Origin of the sequence: Sinorhizobium fredii USDA 205, assembly GCF_001461695.1 — a bacterium.
Lineage (GTDB): Bacteria > Pseudomonadota > Alphaproteobacteria > Rhizobiales > Rhizobiaceae > Sinorhizobium > Sinorhizobium fredii.
The window spans coordinates 67,109-93,758 of sequence record NZ_AUTC01000099.1; the positions used below are offsets into that span (position 1 = coordinate 67,109).

Here is a 26,650-nt window from a genome sequence, read left to right on the forward strand (position 1 = left end):
GACTGAGAGCGGCGCGGCATCGCCCCTTCTCCCCGTCAGAACGGGGAGAAGGTCGCGGCAGCGGGATGAGGGGCAATCTCTTCTCTATCCCGCCAAAATCACGCCGCCCGCTTCCCTTCCGGCACATCCAGTCTGTCGATCCGCCGCAATTGCGGAAAACCCGCCGCCCAGAGCAGCGATACCAGCAGCGTGCCGAGCCCGCCGAAGACGACGGCGAAGACGGCGCCGAAGCCGGATGCCATCGTGCCGGCGCGAAACTCGCCGAGCTCGTTGGAGGCGCCGACAAACACCGCGTTGACGGCATTCACCCGGCCGCGCAGCTCGTCCGGCGTCCAGAGCGCGATCAGGCTCTCGCGCACATAGACCGAGATCATGTCCGCCGCCCCCATGACGACGAGCGCCGCGATCGAAACCCAGGTGGTCGTCGAGATGCCAAAGACGATCGTCGCGAGACCGAACAGCGCGACGCCGATGAACATGTAGAGGCCTGCGCGGTTGCGGATCGGGTGGGCGGCGAGCCAGACGGCCATGCCGACGGCGCCGACACCCGGCGCGGCGCGCAACAGGCCCAGTCCCCACGGGCCGAGCACCAGTATGTCGCGCGCAAAGACCGGCATCAACGCAACCGCGCCGCCGAGCAGCACCGCGAAAAGGTCGAGCGAGATTGCCCCGACCTTCTCGGCCTTGATGTAGCGGAAACCGGCGGTGATTGTATGCCAGCTCTGCGCCGAGGCGGGCGAGCGCTGGGCAGGTTTCGGCACGGCGAGCACCATCAGTGCCGCTGCGGCGAAGAAACAGAGGCTCACCGTATAGGGCACCATCGGGCCGAAGCCGTAGATCAGCCCGCCCACCACCGGCCCGACGATCGTCGCCGTCTGCCAGGAGCTCGAGTTCCAGGCGATCGCATTCGGCAGATCCTCGGCCGGTACCAGATTGGGCGCCAGCGATTGCGCGGCCGGCGTCAGAAAGGCCCGCTCGATGCCGAAGACGACGAGGATGGCGTAGACCGGCCAGGGCGCGAACAAGCCGGTCACGGTGAGGATCAGCAGTGCCGCGGCGCAGAGCGTGCCGACGAGCATGCACACCCCCATGATGACGCGGCGGTTATAGCGATCCGCCACGCTGCCGGTGACGAGGATGAGGACAAGCGACGGCAGGAACTGGAAAAGGCCGATCAGGCCGAGTGCGAAAGGATCCCGCGTCAGGTCGTAGATCTGCCAGCCGACCGAGACCGACAGGATCTGCACGGCGAAATAGGCGAGGAAGCGCGAGAAGAAATAACGCCGATAACCCACATGCCGAAAAGCGGCAAAGCGATGTGCATTGTGGACGGCCGGCATGGCGGAAGCACTCTCCAAGGTAATAGCGGCCCCGCATCGTTAAACATGATGGCGCGGCGGTGAGCGTCGTACTTGCTCGTTTGGTTCGCAATGTCTACATGTCTGGCGACAAAGATTTGGAGACGGGCATGATTGCTGTCATCGGTACCTTGAATTTCATCATCAACATCGCGTGGTTCCTGATCATCGCGTCGGCGATCTTCTCCTGGCTCTATGCCTTCAACGTGATCAACGTGAACAACCAGGCGATCAACATGATCGGACGCTCGCTCTACCAGTTGACCGAGCCGCTCTACCGGCCGATTCGCCGTTTCCTGCCCGACATGGGCGGCGTCGATCTTTCGCCGCTGGTCGTCCTGGTGATCCTCTATTTCATCCAGCTCTTCCTGAACACGACGATCGCGCCGGCGCTGATCCGCTGAGGTCGTGCGCGCCGCGCTGACCAGCTTCGGCGACCACGCGCGCCTGACGGTGCGGCTGACGCCGAACGGCGGCCGTGACGCGATCGACGGTTTCGAAACCGCGGCGGACGGAGAAGAGCACCTGAAGGTCAGAGTGCGCGCCGTGCCGGAAAAGGGCAAAGCGAACGAGGCTTTGATCGCCCTCCTCGCCAAAGCGCTCGGCCTTGCAAGGAACCGTATAACCCTCGTTTCCGGCGATACGCAGCGCAAAAAAATCCTCCGGATCGACGCCGATCCGGAGGCTGTTCACAAGCGCCTCAGCGAACTCGTCGCCAAGTAGCTAGTTACTTCTTCGCCTTGGCGCGTTCGACCGCTTCGCGGATCAGCTGCTTGGCGACGCTCGCATCTTTCCAGCCGAAGATCTTCACCCATTTGCCGGGCTCCAGATCCTTGTAGTGCTCGAAGAAATGCTCGATCTGCTTCAAGGTGATTTCCGGCAGGTCGGTGTAATCGTGAACCTTGTCGTAGCGCTGGGTGAGGTGAGCCGACGGGACCGCAATGATCTTCTCGTCGTGGCCGGAGTTATCTTCCATCATCATCACGCCGATCGGGCGGACGTTGATGACGCAGCCCGGCACCAGCGGCCGGGTATTGCAGATCAGCACGTCGATCGGATCGCCGTCATCGGAAAGCGTGTGCGGGACGAAGCCGTAATTGCCCGGATAGGTCATCGGCGTGTAGAGGAAGCGGTCGACCACCAGCGTGCCGGCTTCCTTGTCCATCTCGTACTTGATCGGATGCCCGCCGACCGGGACTTCCACAATCACATTGACGTCTTCCGGTGGGTTTTTTCCGATGGAAATCGCGTCGATCCGCATGAGCACCTCCAGGGCCGTTGAAAAGTCGCCCGTCGGATAAAGGGAAACATGCCGCGATGCAACATGACTTTCGTCCGGTGGGCCGAAATGCTGTAGGCAGGCGGCACGGCCAAATATGGGCAGACCGGATTTTTGTCCCGGAGAAAGGCAATGGGTCTATTGTCGCCCGCCTTTGCCAATGACGAAGCGAGGAGCGCCTATTTCCAGACGAGGCCAACCTTCTTCAGGTATTTTTCGCCGAAATCTTCCATGCCCTCGGCAACGTCGCGCCCACCGGCCGACAGGAAGAAATTATAGGCGAGCTCGCTGTCTTCGAGGCACCAGACGACCATTCCCTCGCAGCCGAGCGATTTCAGCAGGCTTTTCGCCTCGCCGAACAGGATGCGCCCGAGACCGAGGCCCTGATATTCCGGGCGAAGATAGATCTCGTAGATCTCGCCTTCCTGCGGCAGCGCCCGCGCGCGGCTCAAGCCCAGCGTCGCATAGCCGGCTATCGTTCCCGCCACGTCGACGACAAGCAAGGTCGCCGGCCCGCGCGTCGCCTTCCTCCACCAGGTCTCGTCGCGTCGGTTGACCATCCGGACCAAGGGGCGGTGCGGAATGAGACCGCCATAGGCCTGCAGCCAGGAAATGCGGTGCACATCGGCAATCGCCGCCGCCTCATGCGGCTCTCCGGGCCTGACCTCGATCGAAACAGTCTTCATGACCTGACTCTAAACACACGACACGGCGAACCGGAATCCCGCCAGAGTGCCGCGCCACGTTAACCCACAGGCAACTTTAACGGCGCCTGTTCGAAGGTTAACGTGTTTTTAACTTTATCCGCAAGCCGCCCGCGAAAGGCACACACAGCAAAAAACCCCGGATCGCTCCGGGGTTCTCATGCATCTGTCGATTTTCTCGAAATTTATGCGGCGCCGGCGGTGCGGGACTTTTCGAAGCGCTTGCGCTCATTCGGATCGAGATACATCTTGCGGAGCCGGATCGATTTCGGCGTGACTTCTACAAGCTCGTCGTCCTGGATCCAGGAGAGCGCCCGCTCGAGTGTCATTTTGATCGGCGGCGTCAGGCGAACGGCTTCGTCCTTGCCGGCGGCACGCATGTTGGTGAGTTTCTTGCCCTTCAGAACGTTGACTTCCAGGTCGTTGTCACGGGTGTGAATGCCAATGATCATCCCGGCATAGACCTTTTCGCCCGCCTCGATGATCATCGGGCCGCGATCCTCAAGATTGAACATGGCGTAAGCCACGGATTCGCCGGCATCGTTGGAGAGCAGAACGCCGTTGACGCGGCCGCCGATCTCGCCCTTGTAGGGCTGATAGTCGTGGAACAGTCGGTTCATGATCGCCGTGCCGCGCGTGTCGGTCAGAAGCTCCGACTGGTAGCCGATGAGGCCGCGGGTCGGCGCGAAGAAGACGAGGCGGACGCGATTGCCGCCGGAGGGACGCAGCTCGACCATCTCGGCCTTGCGCTCCGACATCTTCTGCACGACGACGCCGGAATGCTCGTCATCGACGTCGATGACGACTTCCTCGATCGGCTCCAGAAGCTGGCCGTTCTCGTCCTTGTGCATGACGACGCGCGGACGGGAAACGGCAAGCTCGAAGCCCTCGCGGCGCATCGTTTCGATCAGGACGGCGAGCTGCAATTCACCGCGACCGGAGACGAAGAAGGAGTCCTTCTCGGACGATTCCTCGATCTTCAGCGCAACGTTGCCTTCGGCTTCCTTGAACAGGCGGTCACGGATGACGCGCGAGGTCACCTTGTCGCCCTCGGTGCCGGCAAGCGGCGAATCGTTGACGATGAAGGACATGGTGACGGTCGGCGGATCGATCGGCTGGGCTGTCAGTGCCTCGGCCACCGAAGGATCACAGAAGGTGTCGGCGACGGTGCCCTTGGTGAGCCCGGCGATTGCGACGATGTCGCCGGCATGGGCCTCCTCGATCGGCTGACGCTCGATGCCGCGGAAGGCAAGGATCTTCGAAATGCGGCCGGATTCCAGCAGTTTGCCATCCTGCCCCAGTACCTTCACGGCCTGGTTCGGCTTGACGGAACCGGAGTGGATGCGGCCGGTGATGATGCGACCGAGGAAGGGATTTGCCTCAAGGATCGTACCGATCATCCGGAACGGACCCTCGGCCACCGTCGGCTCGGGAACGTGGTTCAGAACCAGATCGAGCAGCGGTCCCATTCCCTGGTCCTTCGGACCTTCGGGATTGACGTTCATCCAGCCGTCACGACCCGAACCGTAGAGGATCGGGAAGTCGAGCTGCTCGTCGGTCGCGTCCAGCGCGGCAAAGAGGTCGAAGACTTCGTTGATGACCTCCTCGTGGCGGCCGTCCGGCCGATCGATCTTGTTGATCGCGACGATCGGCCTCAGGCCGACCTTCAGCGCCTTGCCGACCACGAACTTGGTCTGCGGCATCGGGCCCTCGGAGGCATCGACCAGCACGATCGCGCCGTCCACCATCGACAGGATGCGTTCGACCTCGCCGCCGAAATCGGCGTGGCCGGGGGTGTCGACGATATTGATGCGCGTCCCCTTCCACTCGACCGAGGTCGCCTTGGCGAGAATGGTGATGCCGCGTTCCTTTTCCAGATCGTTGGAATCCATGACGCGTTCGGCAACGCGCTGGTTTTCGCGGAACGAGCCCGACTGCTTCAGAAGTTCGTCAACGAGCGTGGTCTTCCCATGGTCGACGTGCGCGATGATCGCGATGTTACGAATGCTCATTTTTTGTCTCGGAAAGCTCTGGGCACGCGCGACAGGGCGGGTACCGCTTTTCAGTTGCCGCGCTCATACAGGTTTTTTTGCGATTGCGAAAGGGGGCCGGCGTGCACAGCAGGGCTGCATGGGACGCTGCGATCTCAAACGACCGCTGCCGGATCGAGCGTCACCCGCCAAAGCTCCTTGTCCTGCCGGTCCATGAGCCGCACGGTCATCTGCCGCGTCTGGCCGCTGATATCGACGATACCGAAGAATTGCAGCCCCGCCGAGGGCGGCAGGTTGCTGTCGATGCCGCCGCCCGACGCCTTGATGAAACGCACCTCCGGGCCGAAGGTCATATCGAGTTCCTTCGGGCCATAGGTCCCGGAATGCAGCGGACCGGAGACGAATTCCCAGAAGGGCAGGAAATCCTTGAAGGCGGCGCGCGACGGGTCGTAGTGATGCGCGGCCGTATAGTGCACGTCCGCCGTCAGCCAGACGATGTTGTCGATCGCATTGTCGCGGATGAAGCGCAGGAGATCGGCAAATTCCGTCTCGCGGCCCTGTGGAGCGCCATTGTCGCCATTGGCGATCGCGTCCGCTCCGCGCTTCTTCGAATAATCGTCCCAGACGACGAGGCCGACCGGCATGTCGCAGGCGATCACCTTCCAGGTGGCGCGCGAGGCGGCGAGTTCGCGTTTCAGCCAGTCCGCCTGCCGCCAGCCGAAGAGCCCGGCCTCGCCGCCCTGGTTCGGGCCGCGATAGGAACGCAGGTCGACGAAGAACACGTCGAGCAGCGGTCCATAGGCGATCTTGCGGAAGATCCGCCCCGGCTGGGTCGGCAGCGTGCGGATCGGCGTCATCTCGTGGAAGGCACGCGCCGCACGGGATGCGTAGACCGCCACGTCCTTCTCCGGATAGCGCGAATCGTCGCGAAGGTCGGTGGAGGCCGACCAGTTGTTCAAGACTTCATGATCGTCCCATTGATAGAAGGTCGGGCAGACGGCGTTCAAGCCCCGCACATGCTCATCGAGGAGATTGTATTTCCACTGGCCGCGATATTCCTCGAGCGTGCGGGCGACGTCGCGCTTTTCCGGCGTCACGATCCAGTTCTTCCACATGCCGCCGTCACGAAGCTTGATCTCGTCGGGGATCGGATTGTCGGCATAGATCGTGTCGCCGGAGTGAATGAAGAAGTCCGGCTCGTGCTGGCGCATGGTCGAATAGGTTTTCATGCCGACCTCGTCGATGCCCCAGCCCTGGCCGGCCGTGTCGCCGGACCAGACGAAGCGCACCGACCGGCGGCGCAAGGGCGCGGTGCGAAAACGCCCGACGATCGGCTCCGAGACGCGATTGGCGTCGTAAAGATCGGTCGCGGTGAAGCGGTAGAAGATGTCCTGGTCCGGCAGCAGGTTGTCGAGGCTGCATTTGACCGCGCAATCGGTCTGCGGCGTCACGTCGATGTCGGCAAGCCGGACGGCGTTCGAGAAACTCTCGGTGGTCGAATATTCGACCGCAACGCGGGCCGGACGATCCACGCGCGTCCAGATCATCCCCGATTGCGGATCGACATCGCCGGACTGCACCCCGTGCAGGAATTCCGGCCGACCGTAGCCGCGCGCATAGAAAGGTGTCGCAAGGCCGGAAGAAGCCATGAGACCGGCGCCGCCGGCGGAGAAGAGGAAGGAACGCCTGGTGAGCGTGCTTCGAATGTCAGCCAAATTCCGCCTCCGGTGCCGGCTTCGCGAATCATCGTTCTCGCGAGCGGACCTTTGGCGAACCGCATGTCAGCGGCGTTACAATCGGATGAAACTATTTGAACGGATTGGCGACAGTTCTGTGAAACGCTGTGCAGCGAGCAACGTCATCCCCGGCCCGCGAGCCGGACGAGGACAAATGCGCTCGGTGCGCGCTGATTTCGAGGAAGTCAGCCCTATCTGTATCAATCGTGCGGTCCTATAGAAATGCCGACCGCCGCAGTTAACGAGGTCCTTCGCCTTGGTCCGATCGAACACTCCCTCTCGCGACCGGCTCGAAACCATTCTCGCGCGCCTGGAGCGGCGGCGCGGCGACGAGCGCGTCTTCATGAAGCTCTATGCCGAATCCGCCCGCGCCGAAGCGGCAGCGGCCGACCGCAGGCGGCAGGAAGGAAAGAGTCTCGGCCCGCTCGACGGCCTCATCGTCTCGATCAAGGACCTGTTCGACGTCGCCGGAGAGCCGACCCTTGCCGGCTCGATCCTCCGCCGCACGGCGCCGCCGGCGTCGGCCGATGCCACGGTCGTGCGGCGCTTGCGCGCCGCCGGCGCCGTCATCATCGGCAAGACCCACATGACGGAATTTGCCTTCACCGCCGTCGGCCTCAATCCGCATTACCCGGTGCCCGGCAACGCTGTCGATCCGATGCTCGTTCCTGGCGGTTCCTCCTCGGGGGCGGGAGTCTCGGTGGCGGAAGGCACCAGCGAGATCGCCATCGGCTCCGATACCGGCGGCTCGGTGCGGATCCCGGCCGCGCTGCATGGCCTCGTCGGCTTCAAGCCGACCGCCCGCCGCGTGCCGCTCGACGGCGCCTTCCCCCTCTCACCCAGCCTCGATTCGATCGGCCCGCTTGCCCTCAGCGTCGCCGATTGCGCGGCGGCCGATGCGATCATGGCCGGTGAGACGCCGGAGCCGCTGACGCCGCTGCCGGTCGGCGGCCTGACGCTCGGCATTCCGAAAGGCATTCTGCTCAAAGAGCTCGCCCCGGACATCGCCAAAGCCTTTGAGGCAAGCCTGCAAAGGCTGTCGCGTGCCGGCGCAAGCCTCGCCGAATTTGAGATTGACGATCTTCTCGCGCGCTTTGCCGAAGCAACCGCAATCGGCTCCCTCGCCAGTCTCGAAGCAAGCCGCATCCATGCGGACTGGCTGGTGGACGACACGGCGCCGGTCGACCCCCGCGTCAAATCCCCGCTCCGCCGCCGCCTCGCCGTCCCCGACGCCGCGCTCGAAACCCTGCTGCAGACCCGGCGGGCGCTTGCCCGCGCCATGGACGAGCGCCTGGCGCGCTTCGACCTCGTCCTCCTGCCGACAACACCGATTCCCGCCGTTCGCATTGCCTCCGTGGAACAGGACAAACAGCAGTATCGTCGTGTCGAAGACCTGCTGTTGCGCAACACTGAGGTTGCCAACCAGTTCGACCTGACGGCAATCACCCTGCCGATGCCCGGGACCGCCTTGCCGGCAGGCTTGATGCTGATGGGACGGAACGGCGCCGACAGGGCGCTGTTGCGGGTGGCCGCTTCCGTCGAGTGTCTGTTGCAGAACGGTTAGCGTCCACCGCCGGCGTCAATGCATCGTTTGCGACGCCCAATCCTCGCCGAGGATCCGAAAGGCATCTTCGAGGGCGGCGACCAGAAGATCGGTGAGTTCGTCGCCGTCATTGTCCATCAGGTAGAGGCCCAGCCGCGCCTCCTGCGGGTCGCTATGGTGCTCAACAGTGTCAGACATTCATCGTCCTTCCTTCGCCACGTTACATTCCGGCTGTTGGCGTGATGATAGGAAGGCCGGCTTGTGCCGAGCTGACATGCGCGAGCCCGCCACCCACGGGGTCTCTTGCAATCGCGGCAGCCGGGCCATTCAAAGGGCGTGGTTGGCGCTCATATTTTTTCTCGCCCTCGCGGTTCACGCAGGATAGAGGACCACGGAAGTCGAGAGGTTGATGATGTCGAAGAAGACGCGGCGCGATGACGTCCAGCTGCAGCGGCTGAGGACCGAGTTTCCGGATATCTACCGCGCCTTACTCGCCGGTGAGATCGCCTCGGCGCGCAAAGCCTGCGCCGCCGCCGGCATCAAGCCGGAGCGCAGCCGCCTCGATAAGCTCAAGAACTCCTGGGCGAAAGCCACGGATGCCGAGCGCGACGCCTTCCTGAGTTGGCTTGCTGCGAGGGGCGCAAGGCGGTCCAGCCCGACGCTCGCCTCTTCACCCTCCCTGGCCCCGTCGCCTTCCAGTCCAAGGCAGGCCGAAACGCCGATCGCGAGCGGCCGCTACCTGCTCCCTTCCACCATCGCCGAGATCGAGGTGATCATGGCCCAGCGCCGACTGACGCCTCAGGATGTGATGCACGAGATGGGATTTGCGGCCGAGGACCGCGCGCTTGCCGGCGCGCTGGCCCGTGGCGCCAGCCTCCGGTTGTCGGTGATTGCCGCCCTGGAGGGATGGCTGCGCATCAACGCACAGCGCTGAGCCGACCGATGCCTTCGGACATCGGCGCGACTTGTTGACTTGGACTTTGATGCCATGGCCCTGGCGAAGACTTCGCCGGGAGCGCCGGACAAGGCGCTGGATGCCGCTGCGTCGCTCGCGGACATACAAACCTTCGGCCGCTCGATCCTTCGGAGTCAAACCTGCCGCTCCGCATTTCAACAGAACCGGAAAACACAAAAGCCCCGGAAAACCGAGGCTTCGAAGGTCTTGGAAGAATGGAGCGGGTGAAGCGATTCGAACGCTCGACCCCAACCTTGGCAAGGTTGTGCTCTACCCCTGAGCTACACCCGCTCATCAGACCCAGGCCCGGGGTAATCTGTGGACCGTGGGTTGTCGCCCCGTCTTGCGGCGACCGGCGCTATATGGCCTAACGATTTTTCAAATGCAACAGGGAAATGATGCGGAAGGCAAGAATTTTTTCGGGCTAATCCCAAAACGCCGCGATCCCGGTCGTTGGCCGCCGCCCCTGAGATTGCGCAAGCCGGTCCTTCCTCGTAAAGCAAGCTGACACCCCAGACGGCAGAAGGACAAGACGCATGAGCGAGGCACAGCCGAAGACCGCGGAAGATCTGTTCCGCTTTCTCGACGAGCTCGGTATCGAACACCAGACGAAGCGGCATCAGCCGGTGTTCACCGTCGCCGAATCGGTGGCGCTGCGCGACGAAATTCCTGGCGGACATACAAAAAACCTGTTCCTGAAGGACAAAAAGGACAATTATTTCCTCCTGACCGTCGAGGAGCATGCGACGGTGGACCTGAAGATCATTCATCAGACCATCGGCGCGGCAAGCAAGGTCTCCTTCGGCAAACCGGAGAAGCTGATGGAATATCTGGGCGTGATCCCCGGCGCCGTGACCGCTTTCGGCGCGATCAACGACACCTCGGGCAAGGTGAAGTTCATTCTCGACGAGGGGCTGATGGAATTCGACACGATCAACTGCCATCCGCTGTCGAACGACCAGACCACCTCGATCGCCGCCAAGGATATGCTGCGTTTCATGGAGGCGACCGGACACGAGCCGCTTGTCTTGAAAGTGACGGCCTGACATACGATCTTTGGCGCGGAAAGCATCAAGTCGGGCGACAAGCCCGCGAGGAGAGAAGAATGGGCGGTAGCGATAATCCCTATGCAGGTTCCTTCGGCAACCAGATGACGGCCTCGGCCTCGTTCGGCGGGCAGCCGGCACCGGATGCCGCCGCCGCCGGCGACCTGATCAAGGAGACGACGACCGCCACCTTCGCGCGCGACGTGCTCGAGGCCTCGCGCCAGCAGCCGGTGCTGGTCGATTTCTGGGCGCCCTGGTGCGGCCCGTGCAAACAGCTGACGCCTGTCATCGAGAAGGTGGTCAAGGAGGCCGCCGGCCGCGTCAGGCTCGTCAAGATGAATATCGACGATCATCCCTCGATCGCCGGCCAGCTCGGCATCCAGTCGATCCCGGCGGTCATCGCCTTCGTCGGCGGGCGTCCGGTCGACGGCTTCATGGGCGCCATCCCCGAGAGCCAGATCAAGCAGTTCATCGACCGGATTGCCGGCCCGGCCGTCGACGATGCCAAGGCCGAGGTCGAGGCCGTGCTTGCCGACGCCAAGGCGCTCTTCGAAGCCGGCGATGCTCAGAATGCCGCGGGCCTCTACGGTGCCGTGCTGCAGGCGGAGCCGGAAAATGCCGAGGCGGTTGCCGGCATGGTCGAATGCATGATCGCGCTCGGCCAGCTTGCCGAGGCGCGCCAGGCTCTGTCGCAACTGCCGGAAGAGCTCGGCAAGGCTGCGGCCATCGGCGCCGTTTCCAAGAAGCTCGACCAGATCGAAGAGGCACGCAAGCTCGGCGATCCGGTGCAGCTGGAGCATCAGCTGGCGCTCAACCCCGACGATCACGCGGCGCGGCTGAAGCTTGCCAAGATCCGCAATGTCGAAGGCGACAGGACCGGCGCCGCCGACCATCTGTTGCTGATCATGAAGCGCGACCGCAGCTTCGAGGACGACGCGGCGCGACGCGAACTCCTGTCGTTCTTCGAGGTCTGGGGGCCGAAGGATCCGGCGACGATTGCCGCCCGGCGCAAGCTTTCCGCACTTCTCTTCTCCTGACCGGTTGGCGGCAGGCAAGCGGAACCGCTTTTTGCGTCTCCGATCGCAGCTTTCTCCTTGAGATTTTCGAGGGATGCACCATCTCTTGAGCGTGCGGCCGGCCTTCATGCGGCGGGAACGCCGCGATCTGCAGGGGCAATCGGAAATGCATGTCGGAAATGCGCGTTATCTCAGTGCGAAGGATTTGCCGGGGATACTTCCGGTCTTCCCGCTGACGGGCGCGCTGCTGCTTCCCGGTGCACAACTTCCGCTCAATATCTTCGAGCCGCGCTACCTCGCGATGTTCGACGACGCGCTCTCCGGCGATCGGCTGATCGGCATCGTTCAACCTTCCTTCGCCGAGGGACGCAGCGATATCGATTCCGCGCCGGTGCCGGCGCTATGCCAGGTCGGCTGCATCGGTCGCATCACCTCCTTCGCCGAGACCGGCGACGGCCGCTATATCACCTCGCTCACCGGCGTCTGCCGCTACAGGCTCTTTGCCGAAATTTCCGGGGTGCGCGGCTATCGCCGTTTCCGCATCGGCCCCTTCGCAGCCGATCTCGAGGGCCCGGACGACGAAGCCCTCGTCGACCGCGAGGCGCTGCTCGCCGCCTTCCGCGCCTATCTCGACGCCAACAAGCTGGAAGCGGACTGGGAAAGCGTCGAACGGGCAAGCAATCGCACGCTCGTCAATTCGATGGCGATGATGTCGCCCTACGGGCCGGCGGAGAAGCAGGCGCTCCTCGAGGCGCCCGATCTCAGGACGCGTGCCGAAACGCTGATCGCGATCACCGAGATCGTGCTCGCCCGCAGTTTCGGCGATCTCGACAACATTCTGCAGTGAAGGCGAAGCCATGGACGCGAATGCCAGCCGGGTCGACCCGAAACTCCTCGAACTGCTCGTCTGCCCGCTGACGAAGGGTCGGCTGCGCTACGATGCCGAGGCCCACGAACTGGTCTCGGAAAGGGCGCGCCTTGCCTATCCGATCCGCGACGGCGTGCCGATCATGCTGGTCTCGGAGGCGCGCAAGATCGAGGATTAGCACGCAATTTTGCCTCACCCTGACCCGTCCCCGCTTGCGGGGAGAAGGGGGCCGGCAGGCCGGATGAGGGGCAAATCCTTGCTTAGCCGCCGACGTGCTCGACGCTGGCCTCGATCCGTTCCATGTCGTCGTCGGAAAGGCCGAAATGGTGGCCGATCTCGTGGATCAGCACATGGGTGATGATGTCGCCCAGGGTCTCCTCGTTTTCCGCCCAGTAGTCGAGGATCGGGCGGCGGTAGAGGGTGATCCGGTTGGGGAACTGGCCGGTCTCCATGGTGAAGCGTTCGCCGATGCCGCGGCCTTCGAACAGGCCGAGCAGGTCGAAAGGCGTCTCGAGCGCCATGTCTTCGAAGACGTCGTCGCTTGGAAAATCGGCAACTTCGATGATGAGGTCCGTCGTCAGCTTGCGGAATTCTTGCGGCAGGTGGCTAAAGGCTTCAAACGCAAGCTGTTCGAATGTGGTAAGCGTCGGTGCGTGGCGTTCCCGCCAATCCTCGGTCTGGTCAATGCGGGCCATAGGCACTCCTTGTTGCCCTCATATAGCGATTTCGCGTTTGTTTTTCGAGTGTTGAAATTCCCTCGGACAGGAGTGAGGAATAAATTCTTATCCTTTGCTGTTGACTCTTTCCCCAAGCTCTGGAATCCATAAGAACATAACATGAACATTTGATGGGAGCTGACCGTCATGGCCGAGAACGCCGTGCAACGGCAAACCATTCTTTCCCTTCGTGACACCATAGCACGGATTGAAAATTGCAGCTTGCCTGGAATTGTGCGGGCCGCCAAGGCGGCCGATGTCGCCGGCTTTCGGCGCGGCAGGGAAGGGAGCGTGCCTCGCAAGGTCCTGCCTTTCGGGATTGCGGCCCTTGACGATGTCCTCAAGGGCGGGCTGCCGCTCGAAGGCCTGATGGAAATCCGCAATGCCGAAACCCGCGATGCGGGTGCGGCCGCCGGCTTCGTGGCGGCGCTTGCGGTGCTTTATCAGCAAGTGAGGAAGGAGAAAGGCCATCTCGCTCCGGTGCTGTGGATCAGCCAGGCGCTCGCCTCGCGCGAGGCGGGGCAGCTCTATGCGCCCGGCCTCAAGTCCTACGGGCTAGATCCGGAGCGCTTCCTCTTCGTCTCAGTGCGCACCGTCAAGGATGCGCTGTGGATCGCCGAGACGGCGCTTTCGGTGCCGGTCTTCGCCGCGGTCGTTCTGGAAATCCGCGGCAATCCCGCCTGTCTCGCCTTGAGCGAAAGCCGGCGCCTCAATGTCCGGGCCCGGGCCGGCGGCGTGCCTGTGCTTCTCTTTCGCCAGGCGGGCGAGGAGGAGGCGAGCAGCGCCTTCTTCCGGTTCCAGATCAAGCCGGCGCCGGCCGGCGAACGCCCTCTTCCCGATGGTTCGGCGCTTTGCGGCAGCATCGACCATCCCGCCTTTCACCTCCTTGTCGAAAAAAGCAGGGCTTACGGCTCTACCGACATCTTTCTGGAATGGAACGCCCATGACCGCCGCTTCTACCCCCTCGACGAGCGCCGCAGCGCCGCTCTTCAGGCCAACGGACAGCCAGAGAATCCTGTCGATCCACTTTCCGCACCTGCCGGCCGACCGCGTCGCGCGCAGCCGCTGGGGCGCCTCCTGGCTTTCGCGCGGGCGTCCTGACCATCCGCCGGTGGTTTTTGTCGCCAAGATCGACAATGCCATGCGCCTCGTCGCGCTCGATACGCTGGCCGAGCGCATCGGCCTGAAGCGCGGCCAGGGGGCGGCGGAGGCCCGCGCCATGTGCCCGGCGCTCGACGTGATCGCCGCCGATCCGGCGGCCGACCAGACCTTTCTGGAAGGGCTCGCCGACTGGTGCGACCGCTACACGCCGCTCGTCGCGCTCGACGGAAAGGACGGCCTGTTCCTCGACATCACCGGCTGCGCCCATCTGCATGGCGGCGAGAAGGCGCTTATCAGCGACCTCCTGTCCCGGCTTTTCTCGCTCGGCGTCGAGGCGCGGGCTACCGTCTCCTCCTCTGCCGGTCTATCCTGGGCCGCCACCCGTTACGGCAATGTCGCCGTCATCGAACCGGGAGAGGCCGGCCGGGTTCTGGCACCCATGCCGGTCGCTGCGCTGCGCCTGCCGGCGGAAACCGCCACAGCACTCGAACGCGTCGGGCTGAAACAGATCGGCGATCTTCTCGAAGCGCCGCGCGCACCGCTCGCCCGCCGCTTCGGTTCCCTCCTTCTCCTCAGGCTCGACCAGGCGAGAGGCGAGGCGGACGAACCTCTATCGCCGCGCCTGCCGGTGCCGAGCTTTTGCGCCGAGCGCCGGCTCGCCGAGCCGCTGATGGACGAGGAATACATTCTCGAACTGACGCGGCACCTTGCCAAGGACGTCCGCGCCTCGCTGGAGCGGCATGGCGAAGGCGGGCGGCTGTTCGAGCTCCTGCTGTTTCGCGTCGACGGCCGGGTGTTCCGCGTCCGGGCGCATGCGGCCATGCCGTTGAACGATGCCGACCGCATCGCGGCGCTCTTTCGCGAACGGCTGCAGGCCGTCCATGACGATCTCGATGCCGGATACGGTTTCGAAATCCTCAGGCTGGCCGTTTTGCGCAGCGAAAGGCTTGATCCGGCGCAGCAGGATTTTTCCGGAGTCCCCGAGGAAAGTCAGCCGCTTGCCGCCTTCATCGACAAGGTCGCAGCCCGTTTCGGCCCCGATTGCCTGACGCAGGCGAGCCTTGCCGAAAGCCACCTGCCGGAACGGGCAGGCGGCTTTGCCGCCGTCAGGGATGTCGCGGCGGTGATGGGGTCGCCTGCCTCTGAAAACAAGCTTTTTCCTGAAAACCGCCCGCTTCGGATTTTCACCCATCCCGAACTGGTGGAGGCGACGGCCGAGGTGCCGGACGGCGCGCCGCGCAGCTTCAACTGGCGCAGGACCCAGTATCGCGTCGCCCGCGCCGAGGGGCCGGAGCGGATCGCCGCCGAATGGTGGATCGACGGGGAGGGGCATCCGACCCGTGACTATTTCCGGATCGAGGATCAGGAGGGCCGCCGCTTCTGGCTGTTCCGCGAAGGCCTTTACGGAAGGGAGGTGGCCGCGGCCCGCTGGTTCATGCACGGAGTTTTCGCATGAGCGGGGAACCGGTCTTCTACGAGCTTGGGGCGCGCACGAATTTCTCCTTCCTCGAGGGGGCGGCGCCGGCCGAGGAGATGATCGTCTTTGCCAGGAAGGTCGGGCTTTCGGGCCTTGGCGTCGCCGACCGCAACAGCGTGGCCGGCGTCGTGCGCGCCCATGCCAAGGCGAAAGTGGAGGGTTACCCCTTCCAGCCGGGAGCCCGCCTGGTCTTTGCCGACGGCACGCCGGATATTCTCGCCTATCCCAGGAACAGGCGGGGCTGGGGGCATCTTTGCCGCCTGCTCAGCGCCGGCAACCTGCGCTCGAAGAAGGGCGACTGCACGCTTTATCTTGCCGATCTCCTCGAATGGCAGGAGGATCTGCTCCTGATCGTCATGCCGGGCGAAGGCCGGCCGCAGCCGGAAACCTTGGACACGCTCCTCAGAAAATTGCAGGAGCATGCCGGCGACCGGCTCTATCTCGGCCTGGCGCCGCATTATGACGGTTTCGACCGGCATGACTTCGCCGTGCTCGCCGCAGTCGCCAGAAGCCTGGATGTCCGGCTTCTGGCCACCAATGACGCGCTCTATCACGATCCGCACTACAGGCCGCTTGCGGATGTCGTCACCGCCATTCGCGAGCATGTGACGATCGCCAGCGCCGGCTTCCTCCTCCAGAAAAATGCCGAAAGGCACCTGAAGGGGCCGAAGGAGATGGCACGGCGCTTCCGCGACTATCCCGAAGCGATCGTCAATGCGGGAAAATTCTTCAAGCGGCTTTCCTTCAGCCTCGACGAACTCAGCCACCAATATCCGGACGAGAATGCCGAGGGCGAGACGCCGGCCGAAAGCTTGCGGCGGCTCGTCGCCGAAGGCGCGCTCGAGCGTTACCCTTCCGGGGTGCCGGAAAAGGTCCAGCGGCAGATCGAATACGAGCTCGAACTCATCCACGACAAGAAATACGAACCCTATTTCCTGACCGTCCACAAGCTGGTGAAATTTGCCCGCAGCGTGAACATTCTCTGCCAGGGACGGGGGTCTGCGGCCAATTCCTCGGTCTGCTTCTGTCTCCGCATCACCGATGTCGATCCGCAGAAGTTCACGCTACTGTTCGACCGCTTCCTGTCGCGCGATCGCGACGAGCCGCCCGATATCGATGTCGACTTCGAGCACGAGCGGCGCGAAGAGGTCATCCAATATATCTACAGGACCTATGGCAGGGAGCATGCCGGGCTCACCGCCGCGGTGATCAGCTATCGTTCGCGCTCGGCCGGACGCGAGGTCGCCAAGGCCTTCGGTCTGTCGGAGGATGTCCAGTCGGCTCTCGTCAGTTCGGTCTGGGGCTGGGGAACCTCGCCCTTCACCGAGGAGCAGGCGAAGGGGGCGGGCCTCGACATGGCGGATCCGCTGACCAGGCGCGTCCTTGCCTATGCCAGCCTGCTCATGAACTTCCCGCGGCATCTCTCTCAGCATGTCGGCGGCTTCGTCATCACCCGCGACAGGCTCGACGAGGTCGTGCCGATCATGAATACGGCCATGCCCGACCGCTACATGATCGAATGGGACAAGGACGATCTCGACCAGTTGAAGATCCTCAAGGTCGACGTGCTGGCCCTCGGCATGCTGACCTGCCTCGCCAGGGCCTTCAGGTTTCTGGAAGCCCATTACGGCAAGCCGAAAACGCTCGCCGAACTCTACGAGGACCAGCAGGCGGCCGTTTACGACATGATCTGCCGCGCCGATACGGTCGGGGTGTTCCAGATCGAAAGCCGTGCCCAGATGAGCATGCTGCCGCGCCTACGCCCACGCGAAATGTACGATCTGGTGATCGAGGTGGCGATCGTCCGTCCGGGGCCGATCCAGGGCAACATGGTGCATCCCTATCTGAAGCGACGCGAGGCGCAGCGTCGGGGAGAGGCGGTCGACTATCCGAGCCAGGAGTTGAAGGCGGTGCTGGAAAGGACGCTCGGCGTGCCGCTGTTTCAGGAACAGGCGATGCAGATCGCCATCACCGCCGCCGGCTTTTCGCCGAGCGAGGCCGATCGCCTGCGCCGCGCCATGGCGACCTTCAAGCGGACCGGCACGATCCATACGTTCGAACGCAAGATGATCGATGGCATGGTCAGGAACGGCTATGACAGGGAATTCGCCGAACGCTGCTTCAACCAGATCAAGGGTTTCGGCGAATATGGCTTTCCCGAAAGCCATGCCGCCTCCTTCGCCTCGCTCGTCTATGCCTCGTCCTGGTTCAAGGCCTACTATCCGGACATCTTCTGCGCCGCGCTTCTGAATTCACAGCCGATGGGCTTCTATGCGCCCGCCCAGCTCGTGCGCGATGCCCGCGAACACGGGGTCAGGATGCTGCCGGTCGACGTCAACCATTCGGACTGGGATGCCCTGCTCGAAGGCGAGGCGATGTTCCGTAAGGAGGCGATCGATTCGCGCCATGGCGACATGCGCAATGTCATCCGCTCCGAAAAGGCGGTGCGGCTCGGCTTCCGGCTGGTCAAGGGCCTCAAGCAAACGGATATGGAGGCGCTGGTTGCGCGCCGCGGCGAGGGATACTGCTCCGTCCACGATCTCTGGGTCCGCTCCGGCCTGAGCCGGGCGGTGCTGGAGCGACTTGCGGATGCGGACGCCTTCCGCTCGATCGGGTTCGATAGGCGAAGAGCCCTTTGGGCGGTGAAGGCACTCAACGAGCAATCGGCGGTCGAGCGCCTGCCGCTTTTCGACGGGGCGGGTTCCACGGACCTGCAGGTCGAAGCCGCCGTCACCCTGCCGGACATGCCCGCGGGCGAGCATGTCATCCATGACTATCGCTATCTGACGCTTTCCCTGAAAGCCCATCCGGTTTCCTTCATGCGCGAGGATTTCGCGCGCATGGGTATTCTTTCCAGCCGTGACCTAGCGAAGACCCCGGCCGGCAGGCGGGTGACGGTGGCGGGCCTTGTGCTCGTTCGCCAGCGGCCGGGTTCCGCCAACGGCGTCATCTTCATGACGATCGAGGACGAAACCGGCGTCGCCAACATCATCGTCTGGGAAAAGACGTTCCAGAAATATCGGCCCCAGGTGATGGGATCCCGGCTCATAAAGGTGCGCGGCCGCTTACAGAGCGAAAGCGGCGTCATCCATGTGGTCGCCGAATATATGGAAGACATGACGCCGATGCTCGGCCTCCTGCGCAAGGAGGCACGGCGGTTCGGAGCCAATGATCGGGCCGATGAGGCGCTCCGCCCGACGGCGGATGCCCGCGACAAGAAAGCGCTCCGGCAATTGCGCCCGACGCCGCCTGCACAGCGGGGACCGGAAGCTTCCGAGGCGGGAAGCGAGGTGGCCGAGGTCATGCCGAAGGGGCGCAATTTCCATTGAGGCCCGCTCAGACCGCCGCCGACGATCGTTGCATCGTCGGTTTGCCCAGGTTTTCGCCTCCGGACATGCCTGTGTAAAAATGTCGCAGGACGTCCTCCCCGCTTTGCAAGTCCTGAGAGAAAAATCGTCGTCTTAGAATCACCTAATCTGATGAAAACACGAAATTTTTCCTCAAGATTAGAACGACTCTAATATACTCCTCAACTTTATGGAGAGGAGTTTTTTGTTGACGGCAAATGTCCTCTTTTGCTTTATCGCAAAATCAGGATGTTGCGTTTGACAGGCAAGACGAAATGCTGGTTTGCAGCTGCAATTTCATCAGTGAAAAAGAAATCGAGGACACCATCATCGGCCTCCTCGATGAGGACTGTTGGCAGTTGATCGTGCCGGCAAAAGTCTATCACGCGATGGAAAAGCGCGGCCGCTGCTGCGGCTGTTTCCCCAATGTCGTCGACATCATCATCCGCACCACCGAGCAATATCACGCCCGTCGCGACTCGACGGAAGCCGAGATATTTGATTTCATGACCCGCCTAAAACAATTTCACGAAGAAAACCGGAGGGCGGATCTTGAAAGGCGACGCAAAGGTCATAGAGCAGCTTAACGAAGCGCTCTTTCTCGAACTCGGTGCCGTAAACCAGTACTGGGTGCATTACCGCCTTCTCGAAGACTGGGGCTACACGCTTCTCGCAAAGAAGGAGCGTGCCGAATCCATCGAGGAAATGCACCACGCCGACAAACTCATCGCACGCATCATCTTCCTCGAAGGCCATCCGAACCTTCAGACGGTCGCCCCGCTGCGCATCGGTCAGAATGTCAAGGAAGTGCTGAAGGCCGACCTTGCAGGCGAATACGACGCCCGCACGGCCTACAAGAATTCCCGCGACATCTGTCACGCGGCCGGCGACTATGTCTCGATGAAACTCTTCGAGGAACTGCTCGCCGACGAGGAGGGCCACATCGACTTCCTCGAGTCGCAGCTGCAGCTGCTTGACACGATCGGCGAGGAAAAATACGGGCAGCTCAACGCCGCCCCGGCCAACGAAGCCGAGTAGTACCGATTCGATCTCGATCAAGTGCCGCGCGTCTCGCACCGCGGCACTTTCTCGTGGGTAGGAACGGACCGCTACAGCGCCGCGCGTCCAATCGGACGCGCTGAGGTCGCTGTAGGCGGCGCGGCATACCCCTTCGCCCGCTTGCGGAAAGAAGGTGCCGGCATGCGGATGAGCAAAGATTTCCTCTTTACCCCGCCAGATGCGCAAATGCGGCGACGACCTCTTCATAGGTCTTGCGCTTGAACGGTACGATCAGCTTCGGCAGCTCCTGCATGGGCTTCCATTCCCAGGCGTCGAATTCGGGGTCGTGGCCGCCCGGCGGCGGGTTGATGGCGATTTCGCTTTCGTCGCCCTCGAAGCGGAAGGCGTACCAGCGCTGCGTCTGGCCGCGATACTTGCCCTTCAGGCCGATGCCGATCAGGTGCTCCGGCAGGTCGTAATTGATCCAGCCGGGCGCCTCGGCAAGCAGCGAGACGCTGCGCATGCCGGTTTCCTCGTAGAGTTCGCGATAGGCAGCTTCGAGCGGATCTTCGCCCTCGTCGATGCCGCCCTGCGGCATCTGCCAGAGTTGCGGCGAGCCGTCATATTCCGAGTTGCCGACGGCGAGCCGATGTCCGGCCCAGACGAGGCCCTGATGATTGAGGACCATGACGCCGACGCACGGCCGATAGGGCAGGTCCTCCGCCTTCAAAACCTTGCGCTTGTCCTTACCCATGTCGCCATTCCCTTGCATGTGCTACCAGTTATTCAGCCGATTGCCTGCTTAGATCAGTTTTGTTGCGGATCGTTGACGAGGGCCGAAATACCGACGAATTCGATGCCGCGCCCGCCCGCCTCCTCCATCCATCCGGCGATTGTCGCCACGCTTTCGTCGAAGGCGGAAGCGACGCCGATCGCCGTGCCGTTGCGCCGTGCGACGCGTTCGAGCTCGTCGAGCTTGCGCAGGATCGCATTGCGGCTGAGTTCGCTGTCGAGGACCAGATCGGCGAAGCCGTGCGGCACGCCGACGGCACCGGAAAGCGTTCCGGAAAGCGATTGCGCCGAGGTGCCGTCGTCGAGAAAAAGCAATCCGCGCTTGCCGAGGTCGCGCATCACCGGCTCGAGCGCATCCGCGTCGGAGAGAAACCGTCCGCCGAGATAGTTCATGATGCCGGTGTAGTTGGTGATCTGGCCCATGCTGCGGTGCAACTCGGCAAGGTTCTTGGTGGCGCCGCGGGAAAGGAGAAGAGCGTGCGGACCCGGGTCGTTGTCCGGGTAGTCGAAGGGCTCCATCGGAATCTGCAACAGCAACTCGTGGCCGTCGCGCCGCGCATCCTGCATCCAGCGCTGCAGGCTGTTGCCGGCAGCGGCGAAGGCGAGCGTCACCTCCGGCGGCAGGTCGTGGATGGCGCGCTGCGTTCCCGTCTGGCTGAGGCCGAGGCCGCCGACGACCAGGCCGATGCGCGTGCCGCGCGCGCCTGACCAGGGACGGGCATATTGGTCCATCGGTCGCAATCCGTCCGGACCGACGATCGGCAACCGGCCTTGCGGCGTGTCCTCGATGAGGTCCTCGTTCGGAAGCGCCGCCATGCGCGGATCCTGGCCGCGCATCGGACCGGCACTGATCAGCGCCGGGCCGTCGCCGTCGCGCGACCTCGGCGTGTATTTCGTAACCGTCGCGCCGTCGTCCGTCAGGATTTCCTCGACATGGGCTCCCGAGCGGGCTCCGCTCTGGCGAAGCGAGCCGGCTGCTCCTCCGGGCTTGACGGAAGGCGCGGTTACCTCGGCGGCCGCCTTGATCGCTTCAGCGCTTGTGGCCGGGTCGGAAGTGCGAAGCAGAGGATCGGGCCGGAAAGCGGCCCAGCCGGAGAGCCCGGCGACGGCAAGCGTGAAGATGCCAAGAAACGCATAGCCGAACATCCGGCGCGGATCGCGCTTGCGCGTCGGCCTCTTCTTCGGGCCTTGGCCAAGGGGAGCATTGAGATCAGTTCCCAAACGGAGCCTCGACCTTAGGAAGTTGCCGGTGAGGAGTGTGCCGCCCGTGAAGAATCATCGGCAGTCGGCTGCATCGCCGATGCATAATATAAAGGCGCCGGGTTGAACAGCCCGGCGCCTTAGTGTCTCGCTTCGAATGGCCGAGTGGCGCTGGATCCGACCGATCCACAAGCCAGCTACAGTAGGCTCACTTCTTGAGTTCGGCCTGATCGGGATTGGCCGGGAAGGCCGGATCCGTCTTCTTGCCGCGCAAGAGGTCGAGCGCGTAGTTGAGCTGAATGTCGTCCTTGGCTTCCGGCGGCACGTAGGCGACAGAGCCGGAGCCCTCGTCGTTCTCGCTCTGGCCCTTGATGTGGCCGCGCAGATCGGACTCGCCCTGAGCCTCGACCTTGCCGAGGAGTTCCGGCGGCAGCGGCTGCTCGACCTTGATGTCCGGCGTGATGCCCGTGCCCTGGATCGACTTGCCCGACGGCGTGTAGTAGAGCGCCGTCGTCAGGCGCAATGCGCCGGCGTCGCCGAGCGGAATGATCGTCTGAACCGAGCCCTTGCCGAAGGAGCGCGTGCCGAGCACGGTGGCGCGTTTCATATCCTGGAGCGCGCCCGCGACAATCTCCGATGCCGACGCCGAGCCGCCGTTGACGAGCACGACGACGGGCTTGCCGTCCGTCAGGTCACCCGGCGTCGCATTGAAACGGCGCGTCTCGTCCGGGTTGCGGCCGCGGGTCGAGACGACCTCGCCGCGCTCCATGAAGGCATCCGAAACATTGATGGCCTGGTCGAGCAGGCCGCCCGGATTGAGGCGCAGGTCGAGGACATAGCCCTTGAGCTTGTCCGCCGGGACGTCCGCCTTGACCTTCTCGATGCCCTTCTTCAGGTCGTCGAAGGTCTTCTCGGTGAAGGAGATCACCCGGAGATAGCCGACATCGCCTTCGACGCGGTACTTGACGGCGCGCACGGCGATCACGTCACGAACGATCGTCAGCTCGATCGGCTTTTCCGCACCCTTGCGCAGGATGGTGAGCTTGATCGGCGTGCCGACGGCACCGCGCATCTTCTCGACGGCTTCCTCGAGCTTCAGGCCGCGGACGTCCTGGCCGTCGATCTTCGAGATCAGGTCGCCGGCAAGCACGCCGGCGCGGGCGGCAGGAGTGTCGTCGATCGGGCTTGTCACCTTGACCAGGTCTTCTTCCATCGTCACCTCGATGCCGAGGCCGCCGAATTCGCCGCGCGTCTGGGTCCGCATATCCTCGGCATCGGCCGAGTTCATGTAGCTAGAATGCGGGTCGAGGGAGGAGAGCATGCCATTGATGGCATTCTCGATGAGCTTGTCGTCCTGCGGCGGCGTCACGTATTGCGCGCGCACACGCTCGAACACATCGCCGAAAATCGCCAGCTCGCGGTACGTGGACGAATTGGCCGCCACGGCCGGGATCGTTGCCGAATAGACGACGCCCATCGCCGTCGCCCCCATCAGCGCCCCGACCAGAACAAGTGAAGCTCTACGTATCATTTCGCGCCTTTCCAACCTCTGTTGCGGTCCACCACGGTCGGGAATCAACCGGCTTTCCGTCTTTTCGGAATTCAATGTAAATCGTTGGCCTGTCCGTTTCCAGCGTCAAGGCCGTCGCACTCGCCACTCTTTTTGCACCCATCGTCGCGATCGGCTCGCCTGCCACGACGAATTGCCCGGGGCGGACGCCCACACCTTCCATTCCGGCCAGCACGATATGGTAGCCGTCGCCGGGATTGAGGATGATCATCTGGCCGTAACTGCGGAAGCTGCCGGCATAGACGATCCAGCCGTCCGCCGGCGTAGTCACCAGCGCGCCTGCATTGGTTTCCAGCATGATCCCCTGCAGCGAGTGCCCGGTGCCGTCCGCGTCGCCGAATTGCCGCAGGATCGAGCCTGCGGCCGGATAGCTGAGCCTCTGTTGCAATTCCGAAAACACGTATGCGGGCGCAATGCGGTTTTTGTCGGGCACCGCGCTCTTGGCCAATTCCCGTGCCGCCTCGCGCTCGGCTTCGTTCATCCGCAGCCGTTCCTCCTCCTGGGCGCGCGCCGCCGCGGCCGCCTCTCGCACCGAGGATATCTCGTTTTCGATCGAGGAGATCAGCCCCTCGAGATTGGTCGCCTGCAGGGCGAGTTCCTCTGCCTTGCGCTGTTCGGAGGCGAGTTCCATCGCGTTCCGCTGCCGCAGCTTGTCCTTCTCGGCGGCGAGCATCGACATGCGCCGCTCTTCCTCGAGATTGGCGGTCATCGTCGCCGTCAGATCGTCCCGCTGCCTGGCGATGCCGGCGCGGATGTCGGCAAGCGCCTTGAGGTCGGCAACGAGACTGTCGGTCTGCTCGCGTATCTCCGGAACGACCGCACCGAGCAGGATGGCGCTGCGGACCGAACCAAGTGCGTCTTCCGGCGTCACCAGGATCGCCGGCGGCGGGTTGCGGCCCATGCGCTGCAGTGCAGCGAGCACTTCGGCAAGCACGCCGCGCCGGGCCCGGAGCGAACGCTTGACCACGTCCTCCTTGGCGCGCAACTCGTTGAGCTTCGTCTCTCCCTCGGAAATCTGTCGCTCGAGCTCCTGGCGCTTCGCGGCCGAATCGACGATCGCCGAGCGCAGCGCCGCATTGCTCTTGTCGATCTCGGCAATCGTCTGCTCGAGAGCCCCGGCGCGCTCGCGCGAAAGGCTGATCGTCTTCGACAGCGCGTCCAGTTCGCTGCGCGTGCTGTCACGTCTCGAGGCGAGGCCGGCAGCGGGATCCGGGGGGCCCTGCTTCGCGTCGGCCGGGGCGGAAGCGTCCACGGCGGAATCCTGCGCAACGGCCGCTCCGCAAATCGGCAGAAGAACGGCGGCGATCGCCGCAAGCCGACCGATCTGCGCCACATCAAATCTCGTCCGGGCCACCTCGGCTCTGTTCCTGGCGCGCGTCATCCTGTCTCGTGGGGCTAGTGAATAAATCAGGAGACCCTAATCCGATTTGGCGGAGGCCACCAATACATATTCTTGTTATCGCCCGGCAAGGGTTCAGGGAGGCGCTGCCCTTCGTCGAATCGTCGCCGATCCAAAACCATGCGATGAAGGACAAGTAGCCATGGAGTGCCCCTCATCCCGCTGCCGCGACCTTCTCCCCGCAGCGCGGGGAGAAGGGACAAGCCGCGCCTGCAATTCCCAACGAGCCGGCGAGCGGGGCGGGGCGCCGCCGCGAATCCCCTTCGCCCCGCTCGCGGGGAGAAGGTGGCCGGCAGGCCGGATGAGGGGCGACTATGCTCGGTGATAGGGGTGGCCGGCGAGAATGGTCACGGCACGATAGAGCTGTTCGGCGATGAGGATGCGCACGAGCTGATGCGGCCAGGTCATCTTGCCGAGGCACAGAACCGCATCGGCGCGGGCATGAAGGGCCGGATCAAGCCCGTCGGCACCGCCGATGGCGATCATCAGATCGCGCTTGCCGCCGTCCCGGAAGGTGCCGAGCAGCGTGGCGAAACTTTCCGAATCGAGCGCCTTGCCGCGTTCGTCGAGCAACAGGAGCAGGCTGCCGTCGGCAAGCGCCTTGTCGAGCTGGGTCGCTTCGTCGCGCTTGCGCGTCTCCGCATTCGCAGCGCGGCTCTCGTTGATTTCGACGACGCGCGCCAGCTCCAGGCCGACGGCCGGCCCCGCCTTGGCGAACCGATCGAGATAACGGGCCGCCAAGTCCTTTTCCGGCCCCGCCTTCAGGCGGCCGACTGCGAAAAGTCCGATACGCATTGACCCGCTCCGTCCCCACCGGCATCCGATCGACGACTGCGTACTTCCTTAGACCATCGCCGGGCTTAAGGACAAGACACGCAGCAATTCAAAGTGCTACAGCGGTCTTTGTGCGTCTGAAGGACGCACGGCGCTGTAGGTTTCGATCGGCAAAAACCCTCTTGCTGCCATCCACCCGATCGGGTGATGACAGCCCTATCTCAAATCGGCACCGGTTGTCGCTCCGTCCTGAGGCTATGGGTCAGGGACGGGCGGCGCGTCTCAGTGCAGGGTGCTGTCCTCGATCTCCGGAGCCGCCCACATCTTTTCGATGTTGTAGAACTCCCGGATCTCGGGCCGGAAGATGTGAACGATCACATCGCCGGTGTCGATCAGCACCCAGTCGCCACCCTCGAGACCCTCGACGCGGGGATTGCCAAGGCCCTCGTCCTTCAGGTCCGTCACCAGGTGGTCGGCAATGGCCATCACATGCCTGTTCGAACGCCCGGAGACGACGACCATGAAGTCTCCCAGCGCCGACTTTCCGGCAATGTTGATGCTGATAATGTCTTCTGCCTTTGAGTCCTCTAGGCTTTCGAGGACCAGCTTAAGCGCACGGACAGCGGCTTCGTCGCTCGATCCCGTGCTGCGCGGGAATGCGGAGACCGCATATCCCTTGGCGTGTGCTGTTGTCAGGGTCTTTCCTTTCCGAATGAACAGAACAAGCACTTCCGGTTCGTGATCTGAGGTCGAACCGTGTGTCAAATGTAGGCACCAAA

The 26,650-nt window shown here is 63.4% G+C and carries 26 protein-coding genes and 1 tRNA gene; 13 read left to right on the plus strand and 14 right to left on the minus strand.

From position 1 onward, the window contains the following. Window positions 1-98 precede the first annotated feature (98 nt). Window positions 99-1,340, minus strand: coding sequence for an MFS transporter (locus tag N181_RS10670; RefSeq protein WP_060563370.1), 1,242 nt, complete (start codon window positions 1,338-1,340; stop codon window positions 99-101). Between the two features lie 128 nt (window positions 1,341-1,468). Here N181_RS10670 and N181_RS10675 point away from each other — a divergent pair, with 128 nt between their 5' ends. After that, the gene (locus tag N181_RS10675) at window positions 1,469-1,762 is read left to right on the plus strand and encodes a YggT family protein (RefSeq protein ID WP_012709685.1); all 294 of its coding nucleotides are present in this window, start codon (window positions 1,469-1,471) and stop codon (window positions 1,760-1,762) included. Window positions 1,763-1,766: 4 nt separating this feature from the next. Continuing rightward, window positions 1,767-2,081 (plus strand): DUF167 family protein, encoded by a 315-nt coding sequence (locus N181_RS10680; protein WP_037393837.1) that lies wholly within the window; start codon window positions 1,767-1,769, stop codon window positions 2,079-2,081. A gap of 4 nt (window positions 2,082-2,085) precedes the next feature. Here N181_RS10680 and ppa read toward each other — a convergent pair whose 3' ends face one another. The 4 genes from ppa to N181_RS10700 all read right to left on the minus strand — a co-directional run bounded on the left by ppa (window position 2,086) and on the right by N181_RS10700 (window position 7,047). Further along, window positions 2,086-2,619, minus strand: a complete 534-nt coding sequence (gene ppa / locus N181_RS10685; RefSeq protein ID WP_014330115.1) for an inorganic diphosphatase — start codon at window positions 2,617-2,619, stop codon at window positions 2,086-2,088. Between the two features lie 197 nt (window positions 2,620-2,816). Continuing rightward, the gene (locus N181_RS10690) at window positions 2,817-3,323 is read right to left on the minus strand and encodes a GNAT family N-acetyltransferase (RefSeq protein WP_014330114.1); all 507 of its coding nucleotides are present in this window, start codon (window positions 3,321-3,323) and stop codon (window positions 2,817-2,819) included. Window positions 3,324-3,526: 203 nt separating this feature from the next. Continuing rightward, a complete protein-coding gene (typA, locus tag N181_RS10695) occupies window positions 3,527-5,353 on the minus strand; it encodes a translational GTPase TypA (RefSeq protein WP_014330113.1) in 1,827 nt (608 codons plus the stop codon). A gap of 134 nt (window positions 5,354-5,487) precedes the next feature. Continuing rightward, window positions 5,488-7,047, minus strand: a complete 1,560-nt coding sequence (locus N181_RS10700; protein WP_037393834.1) for an alkaline phosphatase D family protein — start codon at window positions 7,045-7,047, stop codon at window positions 5,488-5,490. Window positions 7,048-7,324: 277 nt separating this feature from the next. On the opposite strand from N181_RS10700, the gene N181_RS10705 reads away from it, so the two are divergent. Beyond that, a complete protein-coding gene (locus N181_RS10705; protein ID WP_014330111.1) occupies window positions 7,325-8,632 on the plus strand; it encodes an amidase in 1,308 nt (435 codons plus the stop codon). Window positions 8,633-8,647: 15 nt separating this feature from the next. Here the strand turns inward: N181_RS10705 and N181_RS34015 are convergent, their stop codons facing one another. Further along, window positions 8,648-8,809, minus strand: a complete 162-nt coding sequence (locus tag N181_RS34015; protein WP_014330110.1) for a hypothetical protein — start codon at window positions 8,807-8,809, stop codon at window positions 8,648-8,650. Between the two features lie 214 nt (window positions 8,810-9,023). On the opposite strand from N181_RS34015, the gene N181_RS10710 reads away from it, so the two are divergent. Beyond that, window positions 9,024-9,545 carry a hypothetical protein gene (locus tag N181_RS10710; protein WP_014330109.1) on the plus strand — a complete coding sequence of 174 codons (522 nt, stop codon included), beginning with the start codon at window positions 9,024-9,026 and terminating at the stop codon, window positions 9,543-9,545. Window positions 9,546-9,782: 237 nt separating this feature from the next. Here N181_RS10710 and N181_RS10720 read toward each other — a convergent pair. Continuing rightward, a tRNA-Gly gene (locus N181_RS10720) sits at window positions 9,783-9,857 on the minus strand. A 245-nt stretch (window positions 9,858-10,102) separates the two neighbouring features. Between N181_RS10720 and N181_RS10725 the strand changes: the two genes are divergently transcribed. The 4 genes from N181_RS10725 to N181_RS10740 all read left to right on the plus strand — a co-directional run bounded on the left by N181_RS10725 (window position 10,103) and on the right by N181_RS10740 (window position 12,674). After that, window positions 10,103-10,612 carry a prolyl-tRNA synthetase associated domain-containing protein gene (locus N181_RS10725; protein ID WP_014330108.1) on the plus strand — a complete coding sequence of 170 codons (510 nt, stop codon included), beginning with the start codon at window positions 10,103-10,105 and terminating at the stop codon, window positions 10,610-10,612. A gap of 59 nt (window positions 10,613-10,671) precedes the next feature. Beyond that, a complete protein-coding gene (gene trxA / locus N181_RS10730; protein ID WP_014330107.1) occupies window positions 10,672-11,649 on the plus strand; it encodes a thioredoxin in 978 nt (325 codons plus the stop codon). 145 nt (window positions 11,650-11,794) lie between these two features. Next, complete coding sequence (locus tag N181_RS10735; protein ID WP_060563372.1) at window positions 11,795-12,475, plus strand: LON peptidase substrate-binding domain-containing protein; 681 nt, start codon at window positions 11,795-11,797, stop codon at window positions 12,473-12,475. A 10-nt stretch (window positions 12,476-12,485) separates the two neighbouring features. After that, a complete protein-coding gene (locus N181_RS10740) occupies window positions 12,486-12,674 on the plus strand; it encodes a Trm112 family protein (RefSeq protein WP_014330105.1) in 189 nt (62 codons plus the stop codon). A gap of 82 nt (window positions 12,675-12,756) precedes the next feature. Here N181_RS10740 and N181_RS10745 read toward each other — a convergent pair whose 3' ends face one another. Continuing rightward, complete coding sequence (locus tag N181_RS10745) at window positions 12,757-13,191, minus strand: metallopeptidase family protein (RefSeq protein ID WP_014330104.1); 435 nt, start codon at window positions 13,189-13,191, stop codon at window positions 12,757-12,759. Between the two features lie 168 nt (window positions 13,192-13,359). Here N181_RS10745 and N181_RS34745 point away from each other — a divergent pair, with 168 nt between their 5' ends. From N181_RS34745 to bfr, 5 genes are all read left to right on the plus strand, one after another. Next, window positions 13,360-14,313, plus strand: a complete 954-nt coding sequence (locus tag N181_RS34745; RefSeq protein WP_234818598.1) for an ImuA family protein — start codon at window positions 13,360-13,362, stop codon at window positions 14,311-14,313. Continuing rightward, window positions 14,249-15,769: a Y-family DNA polymerase gene (locus N181_RS10750; RefSeq protein ID WP_272949676.1), complete on the plus strand. Its 1,521-nt coding sequence runs from the start codon at window positions 14,249-14,251 to the stop codon at window positions 15,767-15,769. Before N181_RS34745 ends, N181_RS10750 begins: the two co-directional genes overlap by 65 nt. Then, window positions 15,766-19,119, plus strand: coding sequence for an error-prone DNA polymerase (locus N181_RS10755; RefSeq protein ID WP_014330102.1), 3,354 nt, complete (start codon window positions 15,766-15,768; stop codon window positions 19,117-19,119). The genes N181_RS10750 and N181_RS10755 overlap by 4 nt, the downstream gene beginning before the upstream one ends. A 293-nt stretch (window positions 19,120-19,412) precedes the next feature. Next, the gene (locus N181_RS10760) at window positions 19,413-19,724 is read left to right on the plus strand and encodes a (2Fe-2S)-binding protein (protein ID WP_037393809.1); all 312 of its coding nucleotides are present in this window, start codon (window positions 19,413-19,415) and stop codon (window positions 19,722-19,724) included. Continuing rightward, complete coding sequence (gene bfr / locus N181_RS10765; RefSeq protein ID WP_014330100.1) at window positions 19,690-20,175, plus strand: bacterioferritin; 486 nt, start codon at window positions 19,690-19,692, stop codon at window positions 20,173-20,175. The genes N181_RS10760 and bfr overlap by 35 nt, the downstream gene beginning before the upstream one ends. A gap of 187 nt (window positions 20,176-20,362) precedes the next feature. Here the strand turns inward: bfr and N181_RS10770 are convergent, their stop codons facing one another. The 6 genes from N181_RS10770 to rsfS form a co-directional block, all read right to left on the minus strand. Continuing rightward, window positions 20,363-20,890: an RNA pyrophosphohydrolase gene (locus N181_RS10770; RefSeq protein WP_014330099.1), complete on the minus strand. Its 528-nt coding sequence runs from the start codon at window positions 20,888-20,890 to the stop codon at window positions 20,363-20,365. A 53-nt stretch (window positions 20,891-20,943) separates the two neighbouring features. Then, a complete protein-coding gene (locus N181_RS10775; RefSeq protein WP_014330098.1) occupies window positions 20,944-22,149 on the minus strand; it encodes a divergent polysaccharide deacetylase family protein in 1,206 nt (401 codons plus the stop codon). 187 nt (window positions 22,150-22,336) lie between these two features. Continuing rightward, window positions 22,337-23,659: a S41 family peptidase gene (locus N181_RS10780; protein ID WP_014330097.1), complete on the minus strand. Its 1,323-nt coding sequence runs from the start codon at window positions 23,657-23,659 to the stop codon at window positions 22,337-22,339. Next, a complete protein-coding gene (locus tag N181_RS10785) occupies window positions 23,649-25,079 on the minus strand; it encodes a murein hydrolase activator EnvC family protein (RefSeq protein ID WP_050984021.1) in 1,431 nt (476 codons plus the stop codon). The genes N181_RS10780 and N181_RS10785 overlap by 11 nt, the downstream gene beginning before the upstream one ends. A gap of 330 nt (window positions 25,080-25,409) precedes the next feature. Next, window positions 25,410-25,892: a 23S rRNA (pseudouridine(1915)-N(3))-methyltransferase RlmH gene (gene rlmH, locus N181_RS10790; RefSeq protein WP_014330095.1), complete on the minus strand. Its 483-nt coding sequence runs from the start codon at window positions 25,890-25,892 to the stop codon at window positions 25,410-25,412. 261 nt (window positions 25,893-26,153) lie between these two features. Next, on the minus strand, window positions 26,154-26,636 hold the full coding sequence (rsfS, locus tag N181_RS10795) for a ribosome silencing factor (RefSeq protein WP_014330094.1): 483 nt from the start codon (window positions 26,634-26,636) through the stop codon (window positions 26,154-26,156). Window positions 26,637-26,650 lie beyond the last annotated feature (14 nt).